13 protein-coding genes and 1 tRNA gene are annotated in these 23246 nt (G+C 47.9%); 7 read left to right on the plus strand and 7 right to left on the minus strand.

All coding sequences use genetic code 11. The annotated features are described in order from the left end of the window. Nucleotides 1-181 precede the first annotated feature (181 nt). Both FC652_RS14220 and FC652_RS14225 read right to left on the minus strand, forming a co-directional pair. The gene (locus FC652_RS14220) at nucleotides 182-3016 is read right to left on the minus strand and encodes a hypothetical protein (protein ID WP_217904628.1); all 2835 of its coding nucleotides are present in this window, start codon (nucleotides 3014-3016) and stop codon (nucleotides 182-184) included. 233 nt (nucleotides 3017-3249) lie between these two features. Further along, nucleotides 3250-3323, minus strand: a tRNA-Cys gene (locus tag FC652_RS14225). A 450-nt stretch (nucleotides 3324-3773) separates the two neighbouring features. On the opposite strand from FC652_RS14225, the gene FC652_RS14230 reads away from it, so the two are divergent. The 3 genes from FC652_RS14230 (at nucleotide 3774) to dcuC (ending at nucleotide 8318) form a co-directional block, all read left to right on the plus strand. Beyond that, the gene (locus FC652_RS14230; RefSeq protein ID WP_176299119.1) at nucleotides 3774-5159 is read left to right on the plus strand and encodes a TldD/PmbA family protein; all 1386 of its coding nucleotides are present in this window, start codon (nucleotides 3774-3776) and stop codon (nucleotides 5157-5159) included. Then, the gene (locus FC652_RS14235; protein WP_176299120.1) at nucleotides 5159-6502 is read left to right on the plus strand and encodes a TldD/PmbA family protein; all 1344 of its coding nucleotides are present in this window, start codon (nucleotides 5159-5161) and stop codon (nucleotides 6500-6502) included. The genes FC652_RS14230 and FC652_RS14235 overlap by 1 nt, the downstream gene beginning before the upstream one ends. Nucleotides 6503-6950: 448 nt before the next feature. Then, nucleotides 6951-8318 (plus strand): anaerobic C4-dicarboxylate transporter DcuC, encoded by a 1368-nt coding sequence (dcuC, locus tag FC652_RS14240; protein WP_176299121.1) that lies wholly within the window; start codon nucleotides 6951-6953, stop codon nucleotides 8316-8318. 87 nt (nucleotides 8319-8405) lie between these two features. Here dcuC and FC652_RS14245 read toward each other — a convergent pair whose 3' ends face one another. Together FC652_RS14245 and FC652_RS14250 are read right to left on the minus strand one after the other, a co-directional pair. Continuing rightward, complete coding sequence (locus tag FC652_RS14245) at nucleotides 8406-11588, minus strand: glycosyl hydrolase family 18 protein (protein WP_176299122.1); 3183 nt, start codon at nucleotides 11586-11588, stop codon at nucleotides 8406-8408. A gap of 366 nt (nucleotides 11589-11954) precedes the next feature. After that, nucleotides 11955-12833 carry an AraC family transcriptional regulator gene (locus FC652_RS14250; RefSeq protein ID WP_176299123.1) on the minus strand — a complete coding sequence of 293 codons (879 nt, stop codon included), beginning with the start codon at nucleotides 12831-12833 and terminating at the stop codon, nucleotides 11955-11957. Nucleotides 12834-12956: 123 nt separating this feature from the next. Between FC652_RS14250 and FC652_RS14255 the strand changes: the two genes are divergently transcribed. Next, a complete protein-coding gene (locus tag FC652_RS14255) occupies nucleotides 12957-14105 on the plus strand; it encodes an iron-containing alcohol dehydrogenase (RefSeq protein WP_176299124.1) in 1149 nt (382 codons plus the stop codon). A 60-nt stretch (nucleotides 14106-14165) separates the two neighbouring features. Here the strand turns inward: FC652_RS14255 and FC652_RS14260 are convergent, their stop codons facing one another. The 3 genes from FC652_RS14260 to FC652_RS14270 are packed head-to-tail and all read right to left on the minus strand — an operon-like array spanning nucleotide 14166 to nucleotide 19083. Continuing rightward, nucleotides 14166-15431 (minus strand): sigma-54 dependent transcriptional regulator, encoded by a 1266-nt coding sequence (locus tag FC652_RS14260; protein ID WP_176299125.1) that lies wholly within the window; start codon nucleotides 15429-15431, stop codon nucleotides 14166-14168. After that, complete coding sequence (locus tag FC652_RS14265) at nucleotides 15421-17784, minus strand: ATP-binding protein (protein ID WP_176299126.1); 2364 nt, start codon at nucleotides 17782-17784, stop codon at nucleotides 15421-15423. Before FC652_RS14265 ends, FC652_RS14260 begins: the two co-directional genes overlap by 11 nt. Beyond that, complete coding sequence (locus tag FC652_RS14270) at nucleotides 17785-19083, minus strand: ABC transporter substrate-binding protein (protein WP_237286359.1); 1299 nt, start codon at nucleotides 19081-19083, stop codon at nucleotides 17785-17787. It lies immediately after the preceding gene. Between the two features lie 281 nt (nucleotides 19084-19364). Here FC652_RS14270 and FC652_RS14275 point away from each other — a divergent pair, with 281 nt between their 5' ends. From FC652_RS14275 to FC652_RS14285, 3 genes are all read left to right on the plus strand, one after another. After that, a complete protein-coding gene (locus tag FC652_RS14275; protein WP_176299127.1) occupies nucleotides 19365-20744 on the plus strand; it encodes an MFS transporter in 1380 nt (459 codons plus the stop codon). Between the two features lie 76 nt (nucleotides 20745-20820). Then, a complete protein-coding gene (pyk, locus tag FC652_RS14280; RefSeq protein WP_176299128.1) occupies nucleotides 20821-22290 on the plus strand; it encodes a pyruvate kinase in 1470 nt (489 codons plus the stop codon). Nucleotides 22291-22603: 313 nt separating this feature from the next. Beyond that, nucleotides 22604-23246 (plus strand): EAL domain-containing protein (locus FC652_RS14285; RefSeq protein ID WP_217904629.1); only part of this gene is annotated, 643 nt, incomplete at its 3' end.

A 23246-nucleotide genomic window follows, 5' to 3' on the forward strand; every position in this document is an offset into this window, starting at 1 on the left:
AGGTGTGGTTAAAGTATCAAAACAGAAATTTATTGGCACAATAACAGAGAGTTATCTGACAAATAGAGTAACCACTTGCATTGCCTTTTCAAAAGTTAAGCGTAAAAAAAAGCGAGTGTCTTCATGATTTTTTCGCCTAGCTGCAAATTTTAGCTCTAAAGGCGCCAGTGTCCCTATTCGGTTACATTCTCCCCGCCACCGAGAAGAAGAACTGATCTTTACCCAGTTCCGAATCAAAGCCATGGGCATAGCCTAAGGTGATCGGCAGCACGAGATTGTACCCCAGACGCGTTTCAACCGTGACTGACAAACCCGCGCCACTCAGCTGATTTCTACTCGTTTTTTCACTCCAAGCCGTCCCTGAGTCGGCGAACACCGAAGCTGAAATATCACCCAAACCAATTGGGTAAAGCCCCCAGTTGCGCTCTACGCGTGCTAACCACGTGGTTGCCGTCAGTCGCTGTGTGAAATAACGATCGCCTCTTTGCACGTTTTCATCATATCCCCTTAGAGACTGTGACTCGCGGCCAAACAGAGCATGTTCGTCACTTTGATCAGAGCCGCCTAAACGGAAAGGCTTGGCGTTTTCATCCGCATAGCCACCCGCAAGGCGAAGTGATAATGTGCTTCTTCCCGGTAAATCGAATGTCATTTGCCACTGCGCCTGAAACTTCTCCCCTTGGTAGTCACTGCTTAGCCAGTCGTTAGTTTCCACAACCGCATCGAGGTAATGCCCCCAACCTACTCCAGGCACATTAAGATAGCTTTCGCGATTATCAAAAGTGACGGCCAGCCCTACCAAGCTTTCTTCTTGCTCTCGATACGGCGTGATCGCACCAAAAGATGGCGCTTTCGCTTCTGAGTCTTTATCCCAGTATACGCCCGCAGCAACACTGAGTTGGTCTTCAAAAGCCGTAAAGATGTGATTACGTTGGATTAACGCACTGTCACTTTGTTCTATTCGATAGGTCTCTGCTGTACCTTGCTTAAACGTGGTGAAATCGTGTGTACGCGATGCTTGAACGAGCCAACGCGAATCATACAAATACCCCAAATTGAACTGTGCAAGATCGTTTTCAAAATCCCATGACAAACCCAATTGATATTGATGACGACTTAATGCATCGGCTCCGTTAATGATGAAACCGGCTAATTTTTGATTTTCATCTTGAGCTGCAATCGGCAACCACGTTCTTGGGCGCAAGCTGGGCCAAGGAGAGTAGTCACTGATCTCACTTTTTTCCGCTACCTGCTCAACGGGATCGACATAATGATACTGGCCATCTTTGTCGGCAACCGTGAAAGTGGTCACCGGTACCCTGTCCGATTTTTCATTCAAGGTATAGCCGTTGGCATCATACGATTGATAAACAAAACCTGAATCCCGGCGGGTTTGTGGTGTAAACGCGCCACCCACTTCACGGGTCAACTGCTTTATTTCGCCAGACACGATGTCGAGCGAGTAGATGTTAAACACACCGTCGTAATCGGCGCTAAACAGCACTTCACCATCAGGGGTAAATGCTGGTGAATTTTCGACGGCACGAGATTGCGTTAACGGGGTCCATTGCAACGCGGCTAAGTCAAATTTTTCAAGGTTCCAACCTTCACTCGATCGTTTGACACTCGCCACGATAAAACGACCATCGTGAGACACGGCAAATCCACCTAACACGTCACCAATCGTGCCTTGCCAAATTTGCTGACCGCTTTCTGGTTGTTGCGCATCCATTAACCAAAGTTCACTGAGACCATTCACCTTACGTGTGGCTAAGTAGCGCTGACCATCAGGGAGCCATTTAGCGCTGCGAAAACGCTGCTTCTCTGTCAACGCTTGCCAACGATCATCTTGATAAAGATAAACATCGCTCAGCACTCGGCCATCGGCATAAGCGATAGAACGCGTCGCCAGCACCCCACTTTGAGGATGGAAATCGAGCGAGTTGATGTTTTTCGTTTTAGTCAGTGAGGCTCCCGCGCGCTCATCACTGCCATCGCCCAACAGCATCAATTCACTCGCATCCTCACCATTGTCGACGTTAACCAAAACACCATTGTCCGTTGCGGTAAACACTTGCATAAATGGGGCGGTATATTTCCCCTCACCAATGACGGCTTGTTCCATCATGGTGGCAAGATCGCCTTGGTATTTCTCATAGATATGAGCTTGGAAATCAGACCAAAGCTGTTCAAAATCCTTCCCAAACGTTGTTCTCGCCGTGCTGTTGAGCAAAAAGAACGGAATAAGCTTGCGGCTGTAACCCTGCAAAAATTCTTGCACCTTAGCATCACCATAGCGATCGGCTAGGTATTGCACGAAATAGGCACCGTACAAATAGTTGTAGCCTAGCGGCCATTCTCTTGCCGCCACGGCAACTTGGTTGAGATCTTTCACATTACCTGAGGCGACTTCCATTCTCATTTCCATGTCATAACCAGAGCCTTGCAAGCGCCCATAGCCAGCTTGTTCATTGGTTTCCAGATAAACCGCAAGCCCTTCGAGCATAAAAGAAGGCGTCATGAGATGAGGATAAAGAAATGGGTTGCGACCAAATATTTTACGAAAAACGTTGACCGCGCCGCCGCCCATTTCCATGTGCATGATATGCGCGTACTCATGCTTAATGAGGAGATGCATCCACTCATCGTTATTTTCCAAGCCATTTGCTTCATCTGGTGGACTCATAATCAAACGAATTTGTGGATATGGCACCACCGTCGCCCAACCGTTTGAATAGTCCACCTCGTCCACCAACACCAATTCTGTTTTTTCTTTCGGCTCGTAACCAAAGTATGGCACCAACTCTTTATGTGATTGTTCGGCGAGATCAAGCGCTCTTGCGGCTTGCTTTTCATGACCATTTCTAAAGTGGATAACAAAGTGATCCGTCGATTGAGTTAACCATGTCTCGTTTGCTTGATCCCAAGCGACAGATTGCGCGTAGGCTTGAGAAGGAGTCCCTGCCCCCAAAGCGAATAGCGCGGCAAGTGAAAGTGCGAGCGGCGTATATTTCATAGATAATTTTCCATCAGTGCACATAGATAAAATGAATAGAACCAAGTTAATGTACACTGTTTTATTGATTATTCATGTCCCTATTTGTATGGGAATGTATAGAGCAATCAAAAAGATGACAACGTGCGAGCCCCTAAGAGTAGAGCAAACTCTCACGAATCAATGGAAAAGGAACAAGATGAAAAGTGCTTAAATGCAAAAAGCCGACACTCAGTGTCGGCTTTTCTAAATAATGGAGGCGCGTCCCGGAGTCGAACCGAGGTCCACGGATTTGCAATCCGCTGCATAGCCCCTCTGCCAACGCGCCTTACTGTGTTGCCCGTGCTCGTCTCGGGAACGGGGTGCACTTTAACGTATTCTCTCAGCAGGTCAACCTTTAATTGAACATTGCCCAACCGTTCGAGCATTATCAGCACAATTTGCTGTTATGTTAGCCAATTTAAACAATTTCACCATCATTCTTTCTGGCCCGAAATGAGTAGACGCTCTTTGTTTAATCACCTATCAATCCATTAACACTTAAAGAATAACGTTCCGCAAACCTATATTTTATAGCATCACCATTTAATCGAATTTTTCTCTAATTTTGATCAAGCACTTGGTATAAAATCCAATTTTGAACCTGTGGCAATGGCGTGCTTTAGAACAAAAACATTTTAAGAAGATGCTAATATCCATCGATATTTTGGCTAGGTTAACGCCAACCCATTAATGACTCTGGAGAATGAGATTCCGGAGAATATAGCAAGGAGATTTCATGCTTAATCCCATTACCGCTAAAGCGGTTATTGACCATGCACTGTTTCTAGGGGCAGACTTCGCTGAACTGTTTGTTGAACATCACCAAACCAATAGCATTCAATTCAACTCGCAGGAAGTGGACAAAATCAATTCTGGCATCGATTTTGGTATTGGTATCCGCCTGTTTTTTGGTCACAAGGTGCTTTATGGTTTCACCAACAGCACCGATGAAAACGAGCTAAAGCGTGTGACTGCTCTCCTCGCCGCCAAAGACAAACGCGATCAAATCGTGCACGCTGGCTCTCTCAACCTAATACGCTACCCGCAGCAACATGGTTGTCAGCAACCATTGAGCCAAGATCCTTACTTGGATTCAAAAATCGCCTTTCTGCGCCAAGTCGATTTAGCCGCACGCGCTGAGAGCGATAAAATTTCACAATTTATCGGTAGCGTTCTGCAACGTGAACAACAAATTGAAATCTTTAACTCTGAAGGCCTACATGTTGGCGACACACGCCACTACACCCGCATTGCCGCGAGCGCAGTCGCACAAGATGGCAGCGAACAATCCACTGGCATGGAAGGCCCAGGTGCGCTTTCTGGTTGGGAGTTTAGCCAACAATTAGATGCAATCACTCTTGGCAAAGAGGTAGCAGCGCAAGCACTGGTTAAACTCAATGCCGATGCTTGCCCTTCTGGTGAAATGCCAGTGGTAATCGGCAATGGCTTCGGTGGTGTGATCTTCCATGAAGCTTGTGGGCACTTGCTAGAAACCACCTCTGTTGCCAAAAAAGCGTCTGTTTTTCATGACAAAATGGGCGAAATGATCGCACATTCTGCCGTGAGCGCCGTCGACGATGGTACCATGACCAACGAGTGGGGCTCGATTCATATTGACGATGAAGGCATGGAGACTCAACGTACTCAGCTTATTAAAGATGGCAAGCTGACCAGCTTCATGGTCGACAAAATGGGTGGCCTAAAAACCGGTTACGCGCCAACGGGTTCAGGCCGCCGCCAAAACTACAAGTTTGCACCGACTTCACGCATGAGAAACACCTTTATTGAAGAAGGTGATAGCTCGCTCGATGAGATGATTTCAAGCATCGAGAAAGGCATTTACGCCAAGAAACTCGGTGGTGGTTCGGTTCAGCCCGGTACGGGCGAGTTCAACTTCGCCGTACGAGAAGCCTACCTCATCGAAAACGGAAAAATCACCAAACCACTCAAAACGGCAACCTTGATCAGCACGGGACCTAAAGTGCTGAAAGAAATCAGCATGGTAGGTAAAGACATGGCGCTGGCTCCGGGCATGTGTGGGTCGGTCAGTGGCTCAGTACCAACAACCGTCGGACAACCGTCGTTGAAAGTGGATAAAATTCTCGTTGGAGGTGGAAACTAATGTCTCAAAAGCAACCATTACTCAATGCAATAGACCACCTACTCAGTGAAGCGAAAAAACGCGGTGCGGAGGCGGATGTTATTGCACAGATGAGCGACAATTTTTCGTTGAAAGCGAACAAAGGCCAACTCGATGAATATAAGGTGAGTACCGCTCAAGTGATCGGTATTCGCGTTGTCAAAGATGAGCGTGTCGCAACCAGCTATTCCGAATCACTGACGCCCGAAAGCTTGGATTTAATGCTTAGTAACGCATTAGAAAGCACCAAATACGCCAAAATTGATCAGCACCAGAAGATCAGCACCGTGGATAGCCGGATCACCAGCGGCTATGCTGAACTGGATCAAGAATGTGACGCAACGGTAGATGACAAAATCGCCCTGAGCTTGCGTTTGGAACAAGGCGTGGTCAGCCGCCCGCACGCCAGCAGCTCCCCTTACAATGGCTATAGTGATGTCACCAGCCAAATCATCATTGCCAACACCAAAGGAACGCTTTGTCAGCAAACTGAACGTTACCACTCTGCCTACGCTTACACACTGTTTGAAAAAGACGGAAAGCAATCCATGGCGGGGGCATCCAGTGTTGGTCGTCGATACATCGACCTCGAACCAGAATACTGTATTGATGCAGGCTATGAACTCGCTCGTGATCTGCTTGATGGAACACCTGTTAAAACGGGAAGTTACGCAGTAGTTTTTGATATCGACGCACTTAGCGAACTGTTTGGCGCTTTCTCTGCCTGTTTCTCAGCGGTGTCGGCGATGAAAGGACTAAGCCCGCTCCGCGATAAAATCGCCAGCCAGATTGCCAGCCCACTCCTGTCATTCTCGAGCAAAGCTTATGTTGAAGGAGGATTCCGAATTCATAGTTTCGATAGCGAAGGCTACGCTGCTCGCGATTTAGTACTGATTGGCGAAGGTGAGCTCAACTCATTGCTGCACAACAGTCAAACTGCATCGTACTTTGGGGTGGAAAACACAGGGCACGCATCACGGGGGCCAAAAGAAGGACTTGAAGTCTCCACGCATCATAAAGTGATCGAGGCTGGTACCAGCAGTTTTACAGAAGTAACGGCTGGTGAATACTTAGAGTTGGTCGAGCTGCAAGGCGCGCATTCTGGTGCTGACTTCATCAGCGGCGACTTCTCTTTTGGTGCAAGTGGCTTCCTATGTCGCGATGGTAAACGTGTTCAGCCAGTTCGAGGCATCACTGTTGCAGGAAACTTCTACCAAATGCTGAAAGAGATAGACGCGGTAGGCTCATTGCTTGAAATCAATGATTCTCGCTCGTTCTATGCACCAAAAATCCGTTTTGCTCGCTTGAGCATTGGCGGTAATTAGTAATATCCGGCGTACAACGGAGTGGGATCTCCCTTCGTTGTACGCTCCGCTAATAACAATAGAAACATCTCTTCACACACTGTTTGTCTTTTCTATTTGTGTTTTCTCCTTGTCTTCCTTAGCAACCTCAGCTGAACATCCTTTTCGCCCTCTCATAGCGTTTTTCGCCTTTGAAGAGAACTTGTTCAAACATTACCCTTTCTTACTCCTTATCATGACACACTACTGAGCTACATACATTTCTGTATACAGACTGGATACCAGAACATAACACTATGCAAACGCACCACATACACAACATTCAACTGGATGACTTTCTTGATACAAAACTTGCTTTAGATCATTCAAAGTTCAACTAGCCCTCGTGCTACAGAATGCTTTTCTGTACATTCATTGACACATATTGAAACAGTTCTTCCTAATTTTTTAATATTTCATGGAGATTTCTATGCTAGAGCTCTTAATTGGACTGGTAGTGACCATTGCAGTCGGTTACTTCATCGTCAAGGGTTACAAAGCGGCGGGTGTGCTACTGACGGCAGGTATTCTGCTACTGATTCTTACTGGTATACTGGGCCACACGGTTCTACCCGCCAAAATTACCTCAACGGGTAACATGGTGACCGACTCATTAGAATACGTAAAATTTATGCTTCAAAACCGTGGCGGCGGCTTGGGCATGCAGATCATGTTGCTTTGTGGCTTCGCCGCTTATATGACGCATATCGGCGCAAACAATGTCGTGGTGAAACAGTTTTCTAAACCTCTTTCTGTCATCAAGTCACCTTACGTATTGTTGGTGGCGGCTTACATTGTTGCCTGTTTAATGTCACTGGCTGTGAGCTCTGCAACGGGTCTGGGCGTGCTCTTGATGGCGACGCTATTCCCAATGATGACCGCAATGGGCATCTCTCGCCCTGCTGCAGCAGCGGTGTGTGCATCGCCAGCTGCGATCATTTTGTCTCCAACCTCAGGTGACGTTGTGATTGCCGCAGAAAAATCCGGCCTTGCGTTGGATGTGTTTGCGGTACAAACCGTTTTACCGGTTTCTATCTGCGCCATTATTGTCATGTCTGTTGCAGCGTTTTTCTGGAATAAATACTTAGACAAGAAAGACAATACGCCGATGGAAAAAATCGACGTTTCTGAGATCAAAGCCGACGCACCAGCGTTTTATGCTGTTCTGCCATTTTTGCCAATTATTGGCGTGTTCCTTTTCAACGGCCGTACCATTCCCGGAATGACCCTCGATATTTATACGATCGTGGTGCTTTCCATCTTCATTGGCGCGCTTGTTCATTACGCAGTGAATAAGTTCGATGGCAAGAAATCATTAGAAGACCTCGACTCGTGCTACGAAGGTATGGCCGATGCGTTCAAAGGCGTGGTTATGTTGTTGGTGGCAGCTGGTGTGTTTGCACAAGGTTTGATGTCTATTGGCGCGATTGACAATTTGCTTCACCTAGCGGAAACCGCTGGCGCGGGTGGTATTGCACTGATGTTGATCCTAACTGGTCTAACGGTAGCTGCGGCCATTGCAACGGGTTCAGGCAACGCACCATTCTACGCGTTTGTTGAGCTCGCCCCTTCGTTAGCAGCAAAAATGGGACTGAATCCAGCCTTCCTAATCATTCCAATGCTGCAAGCGTCTAACCTAGGCCGCACAATCTCCCCTGTTTCGGGCGTGATTGTTGCCACTTCTGGCATGGCTAAAATTAGCCCATTTGAAGTGGTTAAACGCACTTCTGTACCCGTACTCGCAGGGTTGGTTACCGTGATTATTGGTACCATGGTGCTTGTCCCGATGGCGGCTTAACCGGTTTACGGAAACCTCGACTGAGCACCTAAAGTCACGAAAAGAAACACCCCAGAAAATCTGGGGTGTTTTACTTTTAAAGAGTGATTAAGGACAAGTTACTTCATCCCAGAACCAGTTGGTTTGTGTTGGAGACTCCCAAACCCCTGGGCTGTTTTTCGCCACAAAACACTTGCCGTTAAAGGTGACTGTTTCGCCATTATTCACTTGCGTTACGCCAGGTTGCCACTGGATAACCGTACCGCTACCTGTATTGCCACCAGTGTCACCACCGCCGGTGTTACCGCCGCCAGTATCGCCACCACCCGTGTTGCCACCGTTGCCTGCAGACAAATCAGCAACGGGCAGATCAGGTTGTTCAAACTTGAATGCGTAGTCTACACCGTTGATGTTCACGCTGTAGTTTGCCGGACCAGAAATTGGTAGGTAGTAAACCATATCCAACTCGTAACTTCCGCCTGCTGGTAGTTCTTTCCACGCAGGAAGCGAGAACGCCACACGATGCATTACGCCATCCAGACCGCCGATGTTGTTCGCACGTGTGTGACCAGAAGCAATCACTTTCAGGCCACCACCAGATTGATCTTTCGCGTTATCTGGCGCCGACACTGGAATGTCGAACTGGAACTCAGTGCCGCCCGGAATTGCTGTACCGGTATTGTTGGTAAAGGTCACTTTCGGGTTGATTGGGTAGTTTTGATCACCCACTTTGAATCCACCGACAGAAACAGCGATGTCCAGTGTCTCTGAAGGAATTGCGCCCGTTGCGACCGTGTTGCCGTATGGGGTTGCTGACTTAAACTTATCGTAGATAGCTTTGGTCATCGAGTTACCCATGTGGAACTCACCGTTGCCCGTTGCACATGCCTGCTCGGTTTCATCGATGGTCGTGCGGTTGCCATTGGCATCAAGCACGTAACAGTTATAGTCACCCGCCAATTCCCAGAACATGATACCGCCGATCTCTTTATCGATGACGTAGTCCGCTTTCACGCTGACAGACGCTTTGTCTTCCGTTGATAGGAATACCGCTTTTTCTGCGTTCCACAACCAAGGCGCCACTGCCACACTGTCGTAGTTGCGAACATAGTTACCAACCAATTGATCTCGCGGATCGTTGACAGGATCAAGTTTGTACGCTGACGCATAGGAACCAAAGATGCCTTTTTCTAGGTTCTTCGCATGCCACATTGGGTTTGAACCCGCGCCCATTTCATTGCCTTTTGGATCGGTGTCGTGCCACATGTTGTCGATACCCATCGCACCATGGCCACAGTTATTTTTCTCACCTTCACCCGTACCCGGAGCACACTCAGCCTGATTTGGTAGTGCCGCTCGGCCCCATAGACCATTGGTCCCCCCCGTTACACCTTGCCAACCACGAGTATAGTAAGGCACACCGATGTTGATACGGCCTGCTGGCATTGAGCCACGGAAGTAGTGGTATGCCCAGTCTGTATTGAGGTAACCGATGCCACCATATTGTGCCGTGCCGTAAACATTCCACTGCGCCAATTCTGAGTCTTCACCTGTATCGTACAGCGCCGCGTTGTGGCCAACATGATCGTTCCATGCACCGTGTAGGTCGTAAGACATGATGTTGACGTAATCGAGGTACTTAGTCACATCAAACGTTTCCATACCACGCAGTAGGTAGCCCGATGATGGTGCAGCGATGGTGAGCATGTAGTGAACGCCATCTTGTGCAGACGCTTGGTCAAGCTTCTCACGCAACACACGCATTAACTCTTGGTATGAAGCCCATAGATAAGCACGACGAGGTTCCATAAAGGCTTTATCATCTGGGTTACCCGCACCCGCCATTGACGTTGGGTACTCATAATCGATATCCACACCGTCGAACTTGTACTTACGAATCATTTCGACCGCTGAGGTGGCAAATTTCTCAATGCCCGCATGGTTGATGGAACCATCAGCATTGGTTGTCATGGTGTAGAAACCACCGTCTGCAACACGTTTGCCGTCCGCACCAAAGTGACCGCCCGTTTCCGCCCAACCACCGATAGAAATCAGCGTCTTAACGCCATATTTTTCTTTGTAAGTGGCTAGTGCACCAAAGTGACCTTTGAATCCCAGAGTCGGATCGATTTCAACGCCCGGCCACTCTTTTCCTGTTGCAGCGTTAGTCGGATCGTTCACGTCACCAACGTTGACTTTGCCGTCAGAGCCAATGCTGACAAACGCGTAGTTAATGTGCGTTAACTGCTCCCACGGAATATCTTTAACCAGATAAGCCGCTTGTGGGTCATCACCGCTACGCCAGCTGGTAAAGTAACCAATCACACGACGTGGGTGGTCTGCCCCCATCTTCTCACGACCTTCTTCATCGTAAATCGTACAGTAAGGCACCTTAACGCCTTCTGTTTGGTACAGGCCGTCAGGGCGACACGATGCCACTGGTGCCACACCGTTGACTTTCAGCGTCTGTGCAGAGGAATCCGTGGTTGCACCAAGGTTATCCGTCGCACGAGCAAAGACCGACAAAGAGCCAGCTTGAGTGGTGGTATAGTCAAGCGTATAAGGAGCGGTTGCTGCCGTACCGACAAGCACGCCACCAACAAAAAAGTCGACTTTCTCAACAGTACCATCGCTGTCTGCTGCATTTGAGGTCAACGTAACCACTGCGCCCTGCTCAACCGTAGTCGCAGAAAGTGCAAGATCGACCGTTGGCGCCGTATTGCCAGGCTGAGTGGATTCCACTGTCAACGTCACGTTGCTTGGTTGGCTTACCGCGCCTTTATCGTCATAAGCGACAGAGCTGAAAGTATGCGCGCCTGCGGTTGCAGTCCATGACGCGGAGAATGGTGCCGATGTATCTTGACCAACCACAACGCCATCAACCAAAAACTCAACTTTGGCGACGGTGCCATCTTGATCCGCTGCCGTTGCTGCAAGAACAACGACCTCACCTTCTTTCACAACATCCGTTGCAACCGGTGAGGTCAAAGCGGTGGTGGGAACTTGGTTAACTGGGTCAACCGGGCCATTGTCACAAGCACCGAGTGCTTTCCACTGTGCCCAATCACCCGAGAATTCTGCTGGGTTATTGTTTTGTGTCCAGTAACGGGCTTCATAAGCGCTACCCTGATACTGAACCTTGTCTCCGCCGTTATAAATGGCAGAAGAGTTCCATTCTTGTAGAGGTGAACAATCAACAGCCGCATAGCTATTGAATGCCATCAGACATGAAGCAGTCAAAGTACTGAGTGTAAACACATTCTTTGCTGCATTTCCTTTCGTTAAACGCATATAGGATCTTTCCTTAAGTTGTTGTTTCAACGCTAAATCATCAAAATAACATTCCCTAGATGACTTATATCTCGCTGTAAAATAACTTAAGTACAGTTTGAATTTTTAACACCTATCTCTTGGCATAAATGAACATTGGCTCGCAAGAAACTAGCGCAACTGTGCAAAGGTGACACTCTTATTTTGTACCAATAACTAATTTCTGAATAATTTTTTACAATTAAAAAAATCGTTTTTACTCAGCATAAATACGTAGTGATTAACATATGTGACTAATTTTGATGCATATGACGGCACAATATTGCGCAATCTGTTTTATAGTCATGCTCGTCGCTTGCTCGTCCCGTTATTCTATTTAACACGATTTTATGCACTTTTGGGCGTTTCGTTAAAATGGCGGTTGTATTCACGGCTAAATTGAGAGGTGCTGTTATACCCCACTAGACGCGCTGCATCGTTCACTCTTCTTCCTTCAAGTTTAATCAGCTCACGTGCTTTGCTCAGCCGCACTTTTTTAATGTATTGAATGGGAGATTCGAGTGTCACACTACGAAAAGCGGTGTGGAACGAGGAGACACTCATGTTGGCTTGGGAAGCCAAATCTTGGACAGTCAGAGGTTGAGAATAGTCCTGATGTACTTTATCAAGCACTTGCGCAATCCGTGAATAATTGCCTTCGGCATGTGCTAGTTCAAACAGCACATAACCATTAGGGCTCAATAGCGCACGATAGACCACCTCTTCAAGCAATGATTGGCCTAGCACTTCAGTTTCAAGAGGATCACACAATCCGCGCACTAAGCGCTTGCAAGCATTAAGCATGCTCGCTTCCATTTTCACTGACTTCAAACCGCAGCTTTCTTCTTTGCCACTGCAAATATTTTGGTAGCCGTGCTTTTCTAGCTTCTGAACCATGTGTTGCAGTAGCGCCATGGGCACATCAACGGAAATACCCAGTAACGGATGGTCTTGCTCCGCGAATGCCTCACATTCAAGTGGCATGGGTACGCCAACGACTAAGTAATCATCAGCACCATAACGGACCGGATGGTCACCAATATGAATATTTTTACTTCCCTGCCCCAGCACAATAATGCCGGACTGATAAACAAAAGGCTGACGAGCATTGCCTTGACTACTTCGATAAAACCAGACACCAGGGATATCGGTTTCCATGATACCTTCGAGGGTTTCAAGACCTTTGACATCAACGTATCGTTGCATCAGTTCTGCAAGGGTTTCCATAGCACGCACGCTCACTTTGTAGAAATAGGCATTTAATTTAGAGTTTTGAGGCTATAATTGTCAAACTCACAGTACTATTATGCACACAACGAACACAACTCCAATAACGATGTGAGGTTAACAATGAAGTTTACTTATTCCAACCCTACGCAAATTTTCTTTGGCCAAGGTCAGATCCAAGCGATTACTCAAGCGATTTCCCCTGAGAAAAAAGTGCTCGTCATTTATGGTGGCGGCTCAATTAAGAAAAACGGTGTGTATGATCAAATCGTGGCGGCTCTAGACGGCTATCATTGGCAAGAGTTTTCCGGCGTTGAACCTAACCCAACCAAAGAGACACTGGACAAAGCAGTGGCTGTCGTAAAAGAAGACAACATCGATTTTATTCTTGCTGTTGGCGGCGGCTCTGTGATCGACGGTTCTAAATACGTGGCCGCATCTGCCCATTACCAAGGCGACGGCTGGGACATCCTCACTGGTAAGCATCATGTTACGTCAGCAACACCACTGGGCGCGGTGTTGACACTTCCAGCAACAGGTTCAGAGTCCAACTCTGGCGCAGTCATTACTAAGGCGGAAACCCAAGACAAACTCGCCTTCTTGAGCCCTTACGTTCAACCGACCTTCGCTGTAATGGATCCTGACGTGATGAAAACACTGCCTGAGAAACAGCTGCTCAATGGTATCGTTGATGCTTGGGTACACGTTTGTGAACAGTACATTACTCGCCCTTCCGGTGCGATGGTGCAAGATGCCTACGCCGAAGCGTTATTGAAAACGCTGAAAAATCTCGGTGATCGCTTTGCACAGCGCGACAGTGATGAATGGCGTGCAAACCTGATGTGGGCAGCAAACCAAGCCCTTAACGGCTTAATTGGTTCAGGCGTCCCTCAAGACTGGGCGACGCACATGGTTGGCCACGAACTGACCGCACTTTGGGGCGTGGATCATGCGCGTTCGTTAGCGATTGTTCAGCCTTCTCTGCTTCGCAACCAAATTGAGCACAAACGCGCGAAGTTAGAGCAAATGGGTCGTGAAGTCTTTGGTTTAGAAAACGGCGAGCAGCTAGCAGAGCGTACGATTGATGCTATCGAAGCCTTCTATCATTCCCTTGATGTCTCAACAAAACTCACTGAGCATAAAGAGAGCAAAGAAGAGGCGATCGAAGCGGTGGTCACACAACTGACCAACCATGGCATGGTGGCACTGACAGAAAACCAAAGCGTGACACCAGAGCAAGTGCGTAAGATCCTTGCTGAGGCGATCGCCTGATCCCCTTCACGTCTATCACTCAAGACTAATAAAAATCCGGCACTCGTATGCCGGATTTTTTTAACGCGATTTGTAGTTATCCTTATCAATATCGTGCTTTTTCATGCGCAAATAGAGCTTTTTACGCGGGATCTGCAAGTACACCGCTGCTTCCGTCACTTTTCCGGAATGCAAAAACAGCGCATCTTCAATGATCTGCTTTTCAAAATCGTCCACCAGCGTATCCAATGGTGATTGCAGTTCGTTTTGGTTCACCAGCCGCTCTTTCCCTGTCAGTTTGACAATGCCAATGGCATACAACTCTGCGACATTTCTTAACTCACGCACATTTCCTGGCCACTGATGATTACGCAACAACGAAAGATAGCTCGAATCAACGGCCGGCATCGGTTTACCCAGTTTCTGGCAACTGTGCTTAAGAAAGTGATGGAAAATGGCGGCGATGTCATCCGGCCGATGACGTAAGCTCGGCACTTGAATAGCCCCTTGATTGAGCAGATAGTAAAGCTCGGGCAACAACTGATTTTCCGACATCAGCTGTTCTGGGCTGGCATCAAACAGGGTGATCACCCGCGTTTTGCTGGCGCTGCCTCGCTCTTGCGCCAACAGCAGTTGGACAAGCTCTCGCTGCGTCTTTTCATTCATCGATTGAACGTTCTCAATCACCAAAGTAGCCACGCTTCCATCGAAATAGCGCGCGATGGCCTCTTTGTCGTGGTCCGCGGTAAGATACAGTTCTTCCAACGTTTGATCTTTACGCGGCTGGCTCATGTCATGCAGTAGATGAGCGATGCTGTGGCGGCCTGAGCCCGATTCACCACAAATCACCACATTGGTGTTGATCAAAGCAAACCTCGCGACGTGCTGACGAATTTGCTCAATTTGCGCCGACTTACCGACGAGCGCTTTGCCAACAGACTGCGACACGTTGCTCTTTTGCGCGGTGTAAGCTTGGCGCTCCTTGAGATACGATTTCACTTTCGTGAGCAGATCGGGCGGTGAAATCGGCTTTTCAAAAAACTCACAAGCGCCTTTTTTCAGTGCGTCCACCGCCATCGGTATATCGCCATGCCCAGTGATGACCAGCACCGGAATGTGTTCATCAATCTCTTTGATGAGCGCCAGCAGCTCCATGCCATGCATTTGTGGCATATACATATCGAGTAAAACCACACCGGGCCAATCTTCGCTGAGATATTGGCACGCTTGCGTCGGATCATTCACCAGTTTCGCAGTCAAACCAGAAATGGACATCAGATGCGCGTACGAGTCGAGTACATCCTGATCGTCGTCAACCAAAAGCACATCATATTGATTAATCGTCATGAGGCATCTCCAATACCACCATGGCTCCACCTTTTGCGTTGGAAGCCAAGTAAATGTTTCCGTTATATTTTTCTATGATTGATTTACAGATGTTCATACCAAGTCCGAGACCGATTTCTTTTGTAGTCGTAAATGGGGTAAAGAGGCGATCAACAATGTCCGGCGCAAAGCCCTTACCGTTATCGCATACCGCAATCGCATGGTGCGTTTGCGTAGAATACAAATGGCACAGCTCAATCACACGCTCTGCACCATTGGCTTCGCTCAACGCATCGCAACTGTTCACCATCAAGTTAATGAGCACCTGTTCGTAGGCGACCAAGCTGCCTTGCACCATCAGGGTTTTGTCTAGCTGATTGCGAATTTGAATTTGCTGCCTTTTGGCTCGCGTGTTAACGAGCAACATTGAGTGCTCTGCGACATCGTGCAACTCTATCGATGCGGACGTTGGCTCGCCATCCGATTTCTTCGCAAAGTGACGCAAACCATTGACGATTTTACTCATGCGCTCTTTGAGGCTTTCGATGTGCGTTAATGACGTTGCGACCTGCTCACTGTCCGCCTTCTGGTTAAACAAATTGGCGCTATAAAGATAGGTAGACATCGCATTAAGCGGCTGATTTAACTCGTGCGCTAAACTGGTCATCGCTTGCCCTACCACCGCCATTTTTGCCGCCTGAATCAGCTCGGATTGCGTTTTCTTCAAATGCGATTCCGCTTTTTGCCGCTCTTGAATTTCCAGCTTGAGCTGGCGATTTCGCTCCGTCACATCGCGGGTTTTCTCAGCCACTCTTTGCTCTAAGATGCGATTCGCCTGAATCTGTTCGGTTACGTCGGTGATGGTGATGATCACTTTTTCACAATGACCGTGAGTAAATAGGCTGAACTCGCAATGTAAAAAACGCCCATAAGGATCGTCCGCCAATGACATGGTGAGTTCGCTTCGGCACTCGCGCATTAAGGTGGAATCGGCATCAAATTGGGCGCGTAATGCCTCAAACCAATGCTCAGGAAAGGCTGACCAAATCGGCAACTCGGTAATGGCATCGTCTAACTCCAATAAGCGTCTTGCACTGACATTCGCCGATTCAACCCAGCCACCCAAGCTGACCGTCATCAGACTGGCGCTGGTGTTGTTGATTAAGCTTAGAGCGTTGGTTCGCTGCATCTCTTTCACTTTGTCACCGTATTCGATCAGCTTGGCACTTAAGCGGCCAATCTCATCGTTGCCGTCAACACGAATTGGGTGGTGTAAATCATCATTGATGATCGCATCAATGCTGTTACTCAAATTGGCCAAGCGCGCCACGATACGCTGATAAATAAAGTAGTACGCCAAAATCAAACTGGTGAGGATCGACACCGCAAAGCAGATGAGCAACACGCGGTTGCCCACACTGACCATCTCAGTGGTGTCTTGTTTGACTTCATAGAAAGCTTTGTCTGCCGACGCAACAATGCCGCCAATTTGGTTGTGAATCGTACCGATTTGGCGATCAATATCGCGCTGCTGCACTTCAATTCTCTCGCGGATGGAAACGTAATCGAGCAGTTGCTGGTGCAAGAAACCTTCAATTTGCAGCAAGGTTGTTAACTCACCGACTAACTGTTGGTATGCGATGGACGATGGCCATTCAAAAATGGGCTGGCTCAAACGGTGAAGCTCTTCGGTACGATACTGAATCACTTTCATGCCGTTATTCACATGTCCCAACTGCGTTGCGCTCACCACATCTAACGCCAATTCGTAAATCGTGGATTCGAGATCCAATACCTGTTGAATCACGTTCAACTGTTTAAGTAACGCATCGGTTTTGGCCTGTTTCTGATTGCGTGACATCTGCCAATCTATCTCTTGGCGTAAAGGCATCAGCTCGGTGCGAATGTCTTGATGAATCCAATCAAGTTGTTCTTTCAGTAGATCGATTTTTCGCTGCGCATCAATGCGTTTAGACACCAGATAACCATAGAGATCAATACTGCTCGCAAGCGAGGTGTACGACTCAGCGAGGGCACTCAGCGAGTCATGCGTGGCTTCGTCGGCGCGTTGCACGCGTTCAACAATCTGCTTGGTATCGCTTAATTGCTTGCTCAAGGAAAGCAAGTGGTTGTCGAGTTGAACTTTGCTTGTTACTCGTTCGATCTGAGAGATTTTACGTCGCACTTCACTGCTTTTGCTCTCAAGCAAATAACTGGCGTTGTAGCGCGGCACGTTTTCTTCCAACAACCCGCTGACTCGCAGATCGAGCTGATTCCAAGTCATCCACGCAATCACACAAACGAGAGTTAACAGCAAGGTGCTGCCAGTAAACGCGGCGACCAGTTTTACCCCAATGGTGTTGTATCTACGCATCTATTCTTCACCCTGCTTTTTTAGCGTTTGCAAACGTTGATTTGCTGATGCTAATTGGCGATGAAGCGCGCCGCTGACACGATGGCTGAACTCCGCCATCACGGCCTGCGCATGGCCATCATCCGTCATCTCTTGTTGGGAAGAGAGTGCCAGTTGCATGCTCACTTCCAATACCTCTGTTTCCGTCACTGGAATATCAAAGGCAAGCTGACGAATGGACTCGAGTTGCGTTAACACGACCGGGTTATCGGCGTACGCCTTACGCAGTTGAATGATGGTTTGCCAGGTGTCTTTTAGCTCAGGGAGGCGTTTGGTAATGGCCAAATCAAACAGGCGATTGGTCAGCACTTCTCTTTGCATTATCGCGCTAATGTTCAACGTTGGATGATCACCATCTTTGCGCTCGGTATCATGTAGAGAAAACTTGGCAAAACTGTTTTTGCCCAACGACGCTTGCATTGGGGCAGAAAGCAGCATTGCCATAAAGTCATCCACCAACGGATCATCACTCGCACGCTGGGTTTTGGCGATATAAGTAGGCATCAAGGTAAAATCTGACTCATAGCTAAATCCCACATGGTCAAATTTCCGCTGGATCAGAAGCGCATAGCTATCAATTGTCGGGCCCAAGCCGAATTGCCCTTTCGCTATGTAGTCACTCACGCCAAAGCTGCGAGAAGAAATGGTCGCCAAGTTAGCACCAATGTTAATCAATAGCCGCCAACCATCCTGCCAACCGTATCGGCTTAATATGCTTTCCACCATCATTTGTGTTGTGCCTGAACGATTTGGTGTACTCATGGTGATATGACCAAAATATTGTGGCTGGGTGAGGTCGATAAAGCGGTTAGGCACCGTTAACTGATGCGCTTGCAAATAGTCGTGATTCCAAACAATCCCAGCCCCCGAGTAACCAATGGTTTGAACGCGTTCGCGCGGTGGCAGGACATAAAGCGCCATCCAATCGGGCAAGGTTTCGAGTTGTTCCACTTCTCCCAAACGTTCATTCTCGCAAAGCTTTTGCATCAAAAAAGGTGACGAGCTCAAAACCAAATCGATGTCTTGCATATAGGTTTTGCCGAGTAGCTGAATGCTCGACTCGCTGCGACGATGGATAAAACGAACTTCTGCATCAGGGTGACGCAACTTGAACTCATCAATTAGGATGGACAGAGGCTCTTGGGAAAAGGTGGTTAACACGACGATCTCTCTGTCTACCGACGCGGCTTGAGCTGGTATCCATGAGAGGCTCAACAACAAAGTAAGCCAGTTAAAAACCCCAAATCGCTTAATTTTCACTACCGATAACCTTAAATATTGTGCGTTCAATCAAAACTCTATTATTTGGATAAAAAGTCTTGAGATCGCCGCTGAGTCACTACTGACGCAATTTCCGTTCATTGATAGTAATTTTATCAGCAATCCGCCAGTAACGGTTATGTCATTAGGTTCACTTTTGACTCGTTAAGAAAAACAAATTGAGTCAAATCTGCCCCAAAAACGCACCTTTGTACCGATTTTTAAAGCCCTTCATCATGCTCCCGACAACACATTCTTGTTGATTTACATGGAGAGCAAATATGCTTAATTTCTTTAAAACTCGTCCGGATCTGCCGCCCTCAGACAGCTCCAACGAGAGTATGCTAAAACGCTATAAGAGCTACCAATGGCAGGTGTTCTTAGGCCTCGTTTTTGGTTACGCCGTCTTTTACGTAGTACGTATGAGTTTGGGTGTTGTGAAAAAACCTATGCTCGATGCGGGCATCGTGACCATCGAAGAACTCGGTATCATGGGTTCTGCGTTCTTCTTCACTTACGCCTTCGGTAAGTTCCTTAACGGCTTCCTATCTGACTACGCCAACATTGGCCGCTTTATGTCGTGTTCACTACTGGTTTCGGGCGTGCTCTCGGTAGTGATGGGGATGAACACTGTAGGCTTCTTCTTTGTTCTGCTTTGGGGATTGAACGGTTGGTTCCAATCCGTGGGTTCTGCGCCTTCGTGTGTCGCTATCTACCAGTGGTTTTCACCAAAACAACGTGGTAGCCGTTACTCGATTTGGGGTGGTTCACGTAACATTGGTGAAGGTATCACTTGGATCTTAACTGCATCACTAGTGAGCTACTTCGGCTGGCGTGCAGGTTTCATTGGTGCGGGTATCGCGGCAGTTGTTGCGGCACTGATCATGCTGAAAGTACTGAAAGACCGTCCACAAACTTACGGCTTGCCAGATCCAGGTACCGCATTTGGCGAAGGTACCGAAATCAAGAAAGCGAACGATCCAAAAGAAACACGTCGTGCGCAGATGTTTATCCTAAAACAACCTGTTGTATGGCTAATCGCCCTGTCTTGTGCGGCGATGTACATCTCTCGCTACGCGATGTCTTCTTGGGCGGTATTGTTCCTACAAGAGACAAAAGGCTACTCACTGATTGACGCGGGCTTTGCCATGTCAATGTACCCAACCGCAGGCCTAGCGGGTGCGATTCTGTCGGGTATCCTTTCAGACAAGGTGTTCAAAGGTAACCGTAACATCCCTAACCTACTGTACGGATTGTCAAACATTGCTGGTATGTGTTTGATGTTCTTCGGCCCGGATAACCGTGTTGTCGACGCAGTGGCACTGAGCATGATCGGCTTCTCTATCGGTGGTCTAGTGGTATTCCTCGCGGGTCTAATTGCATGTGACCTAATGCCGAAAAATGCGGTTGGTGCGGTAAAAGGTTTGATCGGTCTGTGTTCTTACATCGCAGCGTCAGCTCAAGAGCTTATCTCAGCTTCACTGATCACAGTAACTGAAGTGGATGGCATCAAACACTACGACTTTGGTAACGCGCAGTACTTCTGGCTCGCCGCTGGTGTGGTATCGATGCTTCTAGCGCTCACCGTATGGAACGCGAAGAAAGTGGTCGACATCGACGAAGAGCAAGACAACAAGCTTAAAGCTCGCACAGCTTCTTAATTGTTCATTGAGCAGGAGCGCAAGCTCCTGCTGTTTCTCCTCCCCCTTTTTAGTCTCGTCGTTATAGGAATTGAAGATGTGTAAAACCAAAATTGTTGCGACTCTCGGTCCTGCTAGCCAAAGCCGCGAAAAGCTCACTCAACTGATTGAAGCGGGCGTAAACGTGGTGCGTTTAAACTTCTCACACGGCAGCGCAGAGGAACACATTGCGCGCGCTGAAATGGTGCGTGAAATCGCACAAGATCTTAACGTCAGTGTTGGCGTTCTCGTTGACCTACAAGGTCCCAAAATTCGTATCGCTTGCTTTGAGCAAGGCTCAATTCAGCTCAAAGCAGGCGATCCCTTTATCCTAGACGGCACACTCGACCGTGAAGCGGGCAACCAAGAACGTGTTGGCTTAGACTATCCCCAGCTGATCGACGATCTCGCCGTAGGTAATATCTTGTTGCTCGACGACGGTAGAATTCAGCTCGAAGTAACGGCCGTTGATACACAAACTCGCCTGGTCAGCACCATTGCATTAAACAGCGGCAAACTCTCCAACCGTAAAGGAATTAACTTGTTGGGTGGTGGCCTTTCAGCCCCTGCGCTGACCGACAAAGACAAGCAAGATATCCTGACCGCTGCCGAGCTCAAGGCGGACTTTTTAGCCGTGTCGTTTCCTCGCAACGCAGAGGACATCGAGTACGCGCGTGCACTTGCCGTTCAAGCTGGCTGTTACGCCCATATCGTTGCGAAAGTAGAACGTGCTGAAGTGGTGGCCACTGAAGCAGCGATGGACGAGGTGATTCGCGCCTCCGACGTAATCATGGTGGCACGAGGCGATCTGGGTGTTGAAATCGGTGATGCGCGTCTACCTGGCGTACAAAAAGCACTGATCGCTCGTGCGAAGTACTTAGGTAAACCGGTTATCACAGCAACGCAAATGATGGAATCGATGATCGAAAACCCATTGCCAACACGCGCAGAGGTTCTAGACGTTGCCAACGCAGTACTTGATGGCACAGATGCCGTGATGCTCTCTGCTGAATCAGCGGCAGGTCTCTATCCGGTTGAAGCGGTAGAAGCGATGGTACGCATTGCACAAGGCGTCGAGCACGAAACCAGTTGCGCCCAAGGCTGTTGGGATAAGCTTCACCATTTGTGTAGCGATGCGGGCAAGAGCTTTGCTCTTTCATCCATGATTTCGGCAACAAAAGTACACAAAGATCTGGGTGTTGCTATCGTCACTCAACACGGCGAAACGCCACTGTTAATGTCTCGCTGCCAAAGCCAAGCAACCATCTGGGCGGTCTCGAACAAACCTGAACTACTGCGTAAGCTGGCAATTTTACGTGGCGTAACCCCAGTGTATCTACCCACTTTGGATAAACGCGGTGACATTGCGCATCAACTTATTAGCCTACTAGGCGCCGATGCTAAACAGAAACAAATCTCATCCATCATGATGACCCAATTAGAGTCGGTTGAAGGTGTGGGCGATATGAATGTCTGTCGCCTACTGAGCCTAAACGAAACAACCGTTGCAACAGCAATCGCAGCATAACAGTTTAATCACCCCCCCCTTGCTCCACAGGGATTTTGGCCTGCCTTTGCGGCAGGTCCTTTTTTTTTGCTTCTTCCCCATCACTTATTTTCCTACTAAAAATAATTAACTTCAAAATTGTGACAACCATAAATAAAATGGCATTCTGACTCGCGTAAGCTCAAATTTTATTGTGTACTACGTTAAAAAGGGCCTATGATTTTCCGACGCAAATCAAATTTGCGTGTTAGCAATAAAAGTCCGTCGTTTTGTTGCTTTACTCAGTACTGCAAAATGTTACATTTTTCGTTAAGTATTCTTTAGGGTTGTGAATATGCAGTTAATCACTCAATCAGACTATGAGCAGTACATCCGTCAAACAGACGATGGTGATTTCATTATGCTGCTTGACAACCTGACTTTTTCGAGTGTTTTTCAACCGATATTCAACCAGTTAATGCAACTGGTCGGTTTTGAGGCTTTGTTGAGAATCCAAGACGAACAGCATAATTTCATCCGGCCAGATCTGTTTTTTTCTGACCCCTCTCACAGCGATGAGTACATTCTTTCGATCGAATTTCTCTCTCGAGCCATTCACATTCGCAACTTTTCTAAGCACTACACAGCCAAAGGCGTGAAGCTTTTTCTCAACGTGATGCCCAATTCACTGCTCACCATGACCAAAGATCTAGAGTACGTCGACAGAAGCCTCTTATTTCACAGGCTAAAACAACTTGGCATGGCACCCTCTGATGTTACCTTTGAAGTCATTGAAGAGCTTTGTTACCAAAATGACGATTTGCGCGAAGCAGTAAAAGTATTGCGCTCCAAAGGCTTTAACTTTGCTATTGATGACTTTGGCGCCGGCCATTCCGATGAAAAACGAGCCGTTGAACTGACACCCGATTTGATAAAAATCGACCGAAGCTATCTGTTACGTTATTGCGCCGGACAACGTGAAGAATTACTCCACGCAC

It is taken from the genome of Vibrio sp. 05-20-BW147, from assembly GCF_013369385.1.
Taxonomy (GTDB): Bacteria; Pseudomonadota; Gammaproteobacteria; order Enterobacterales; family Vibrionaceae; genus Vibrio; species Vibrio floridensis.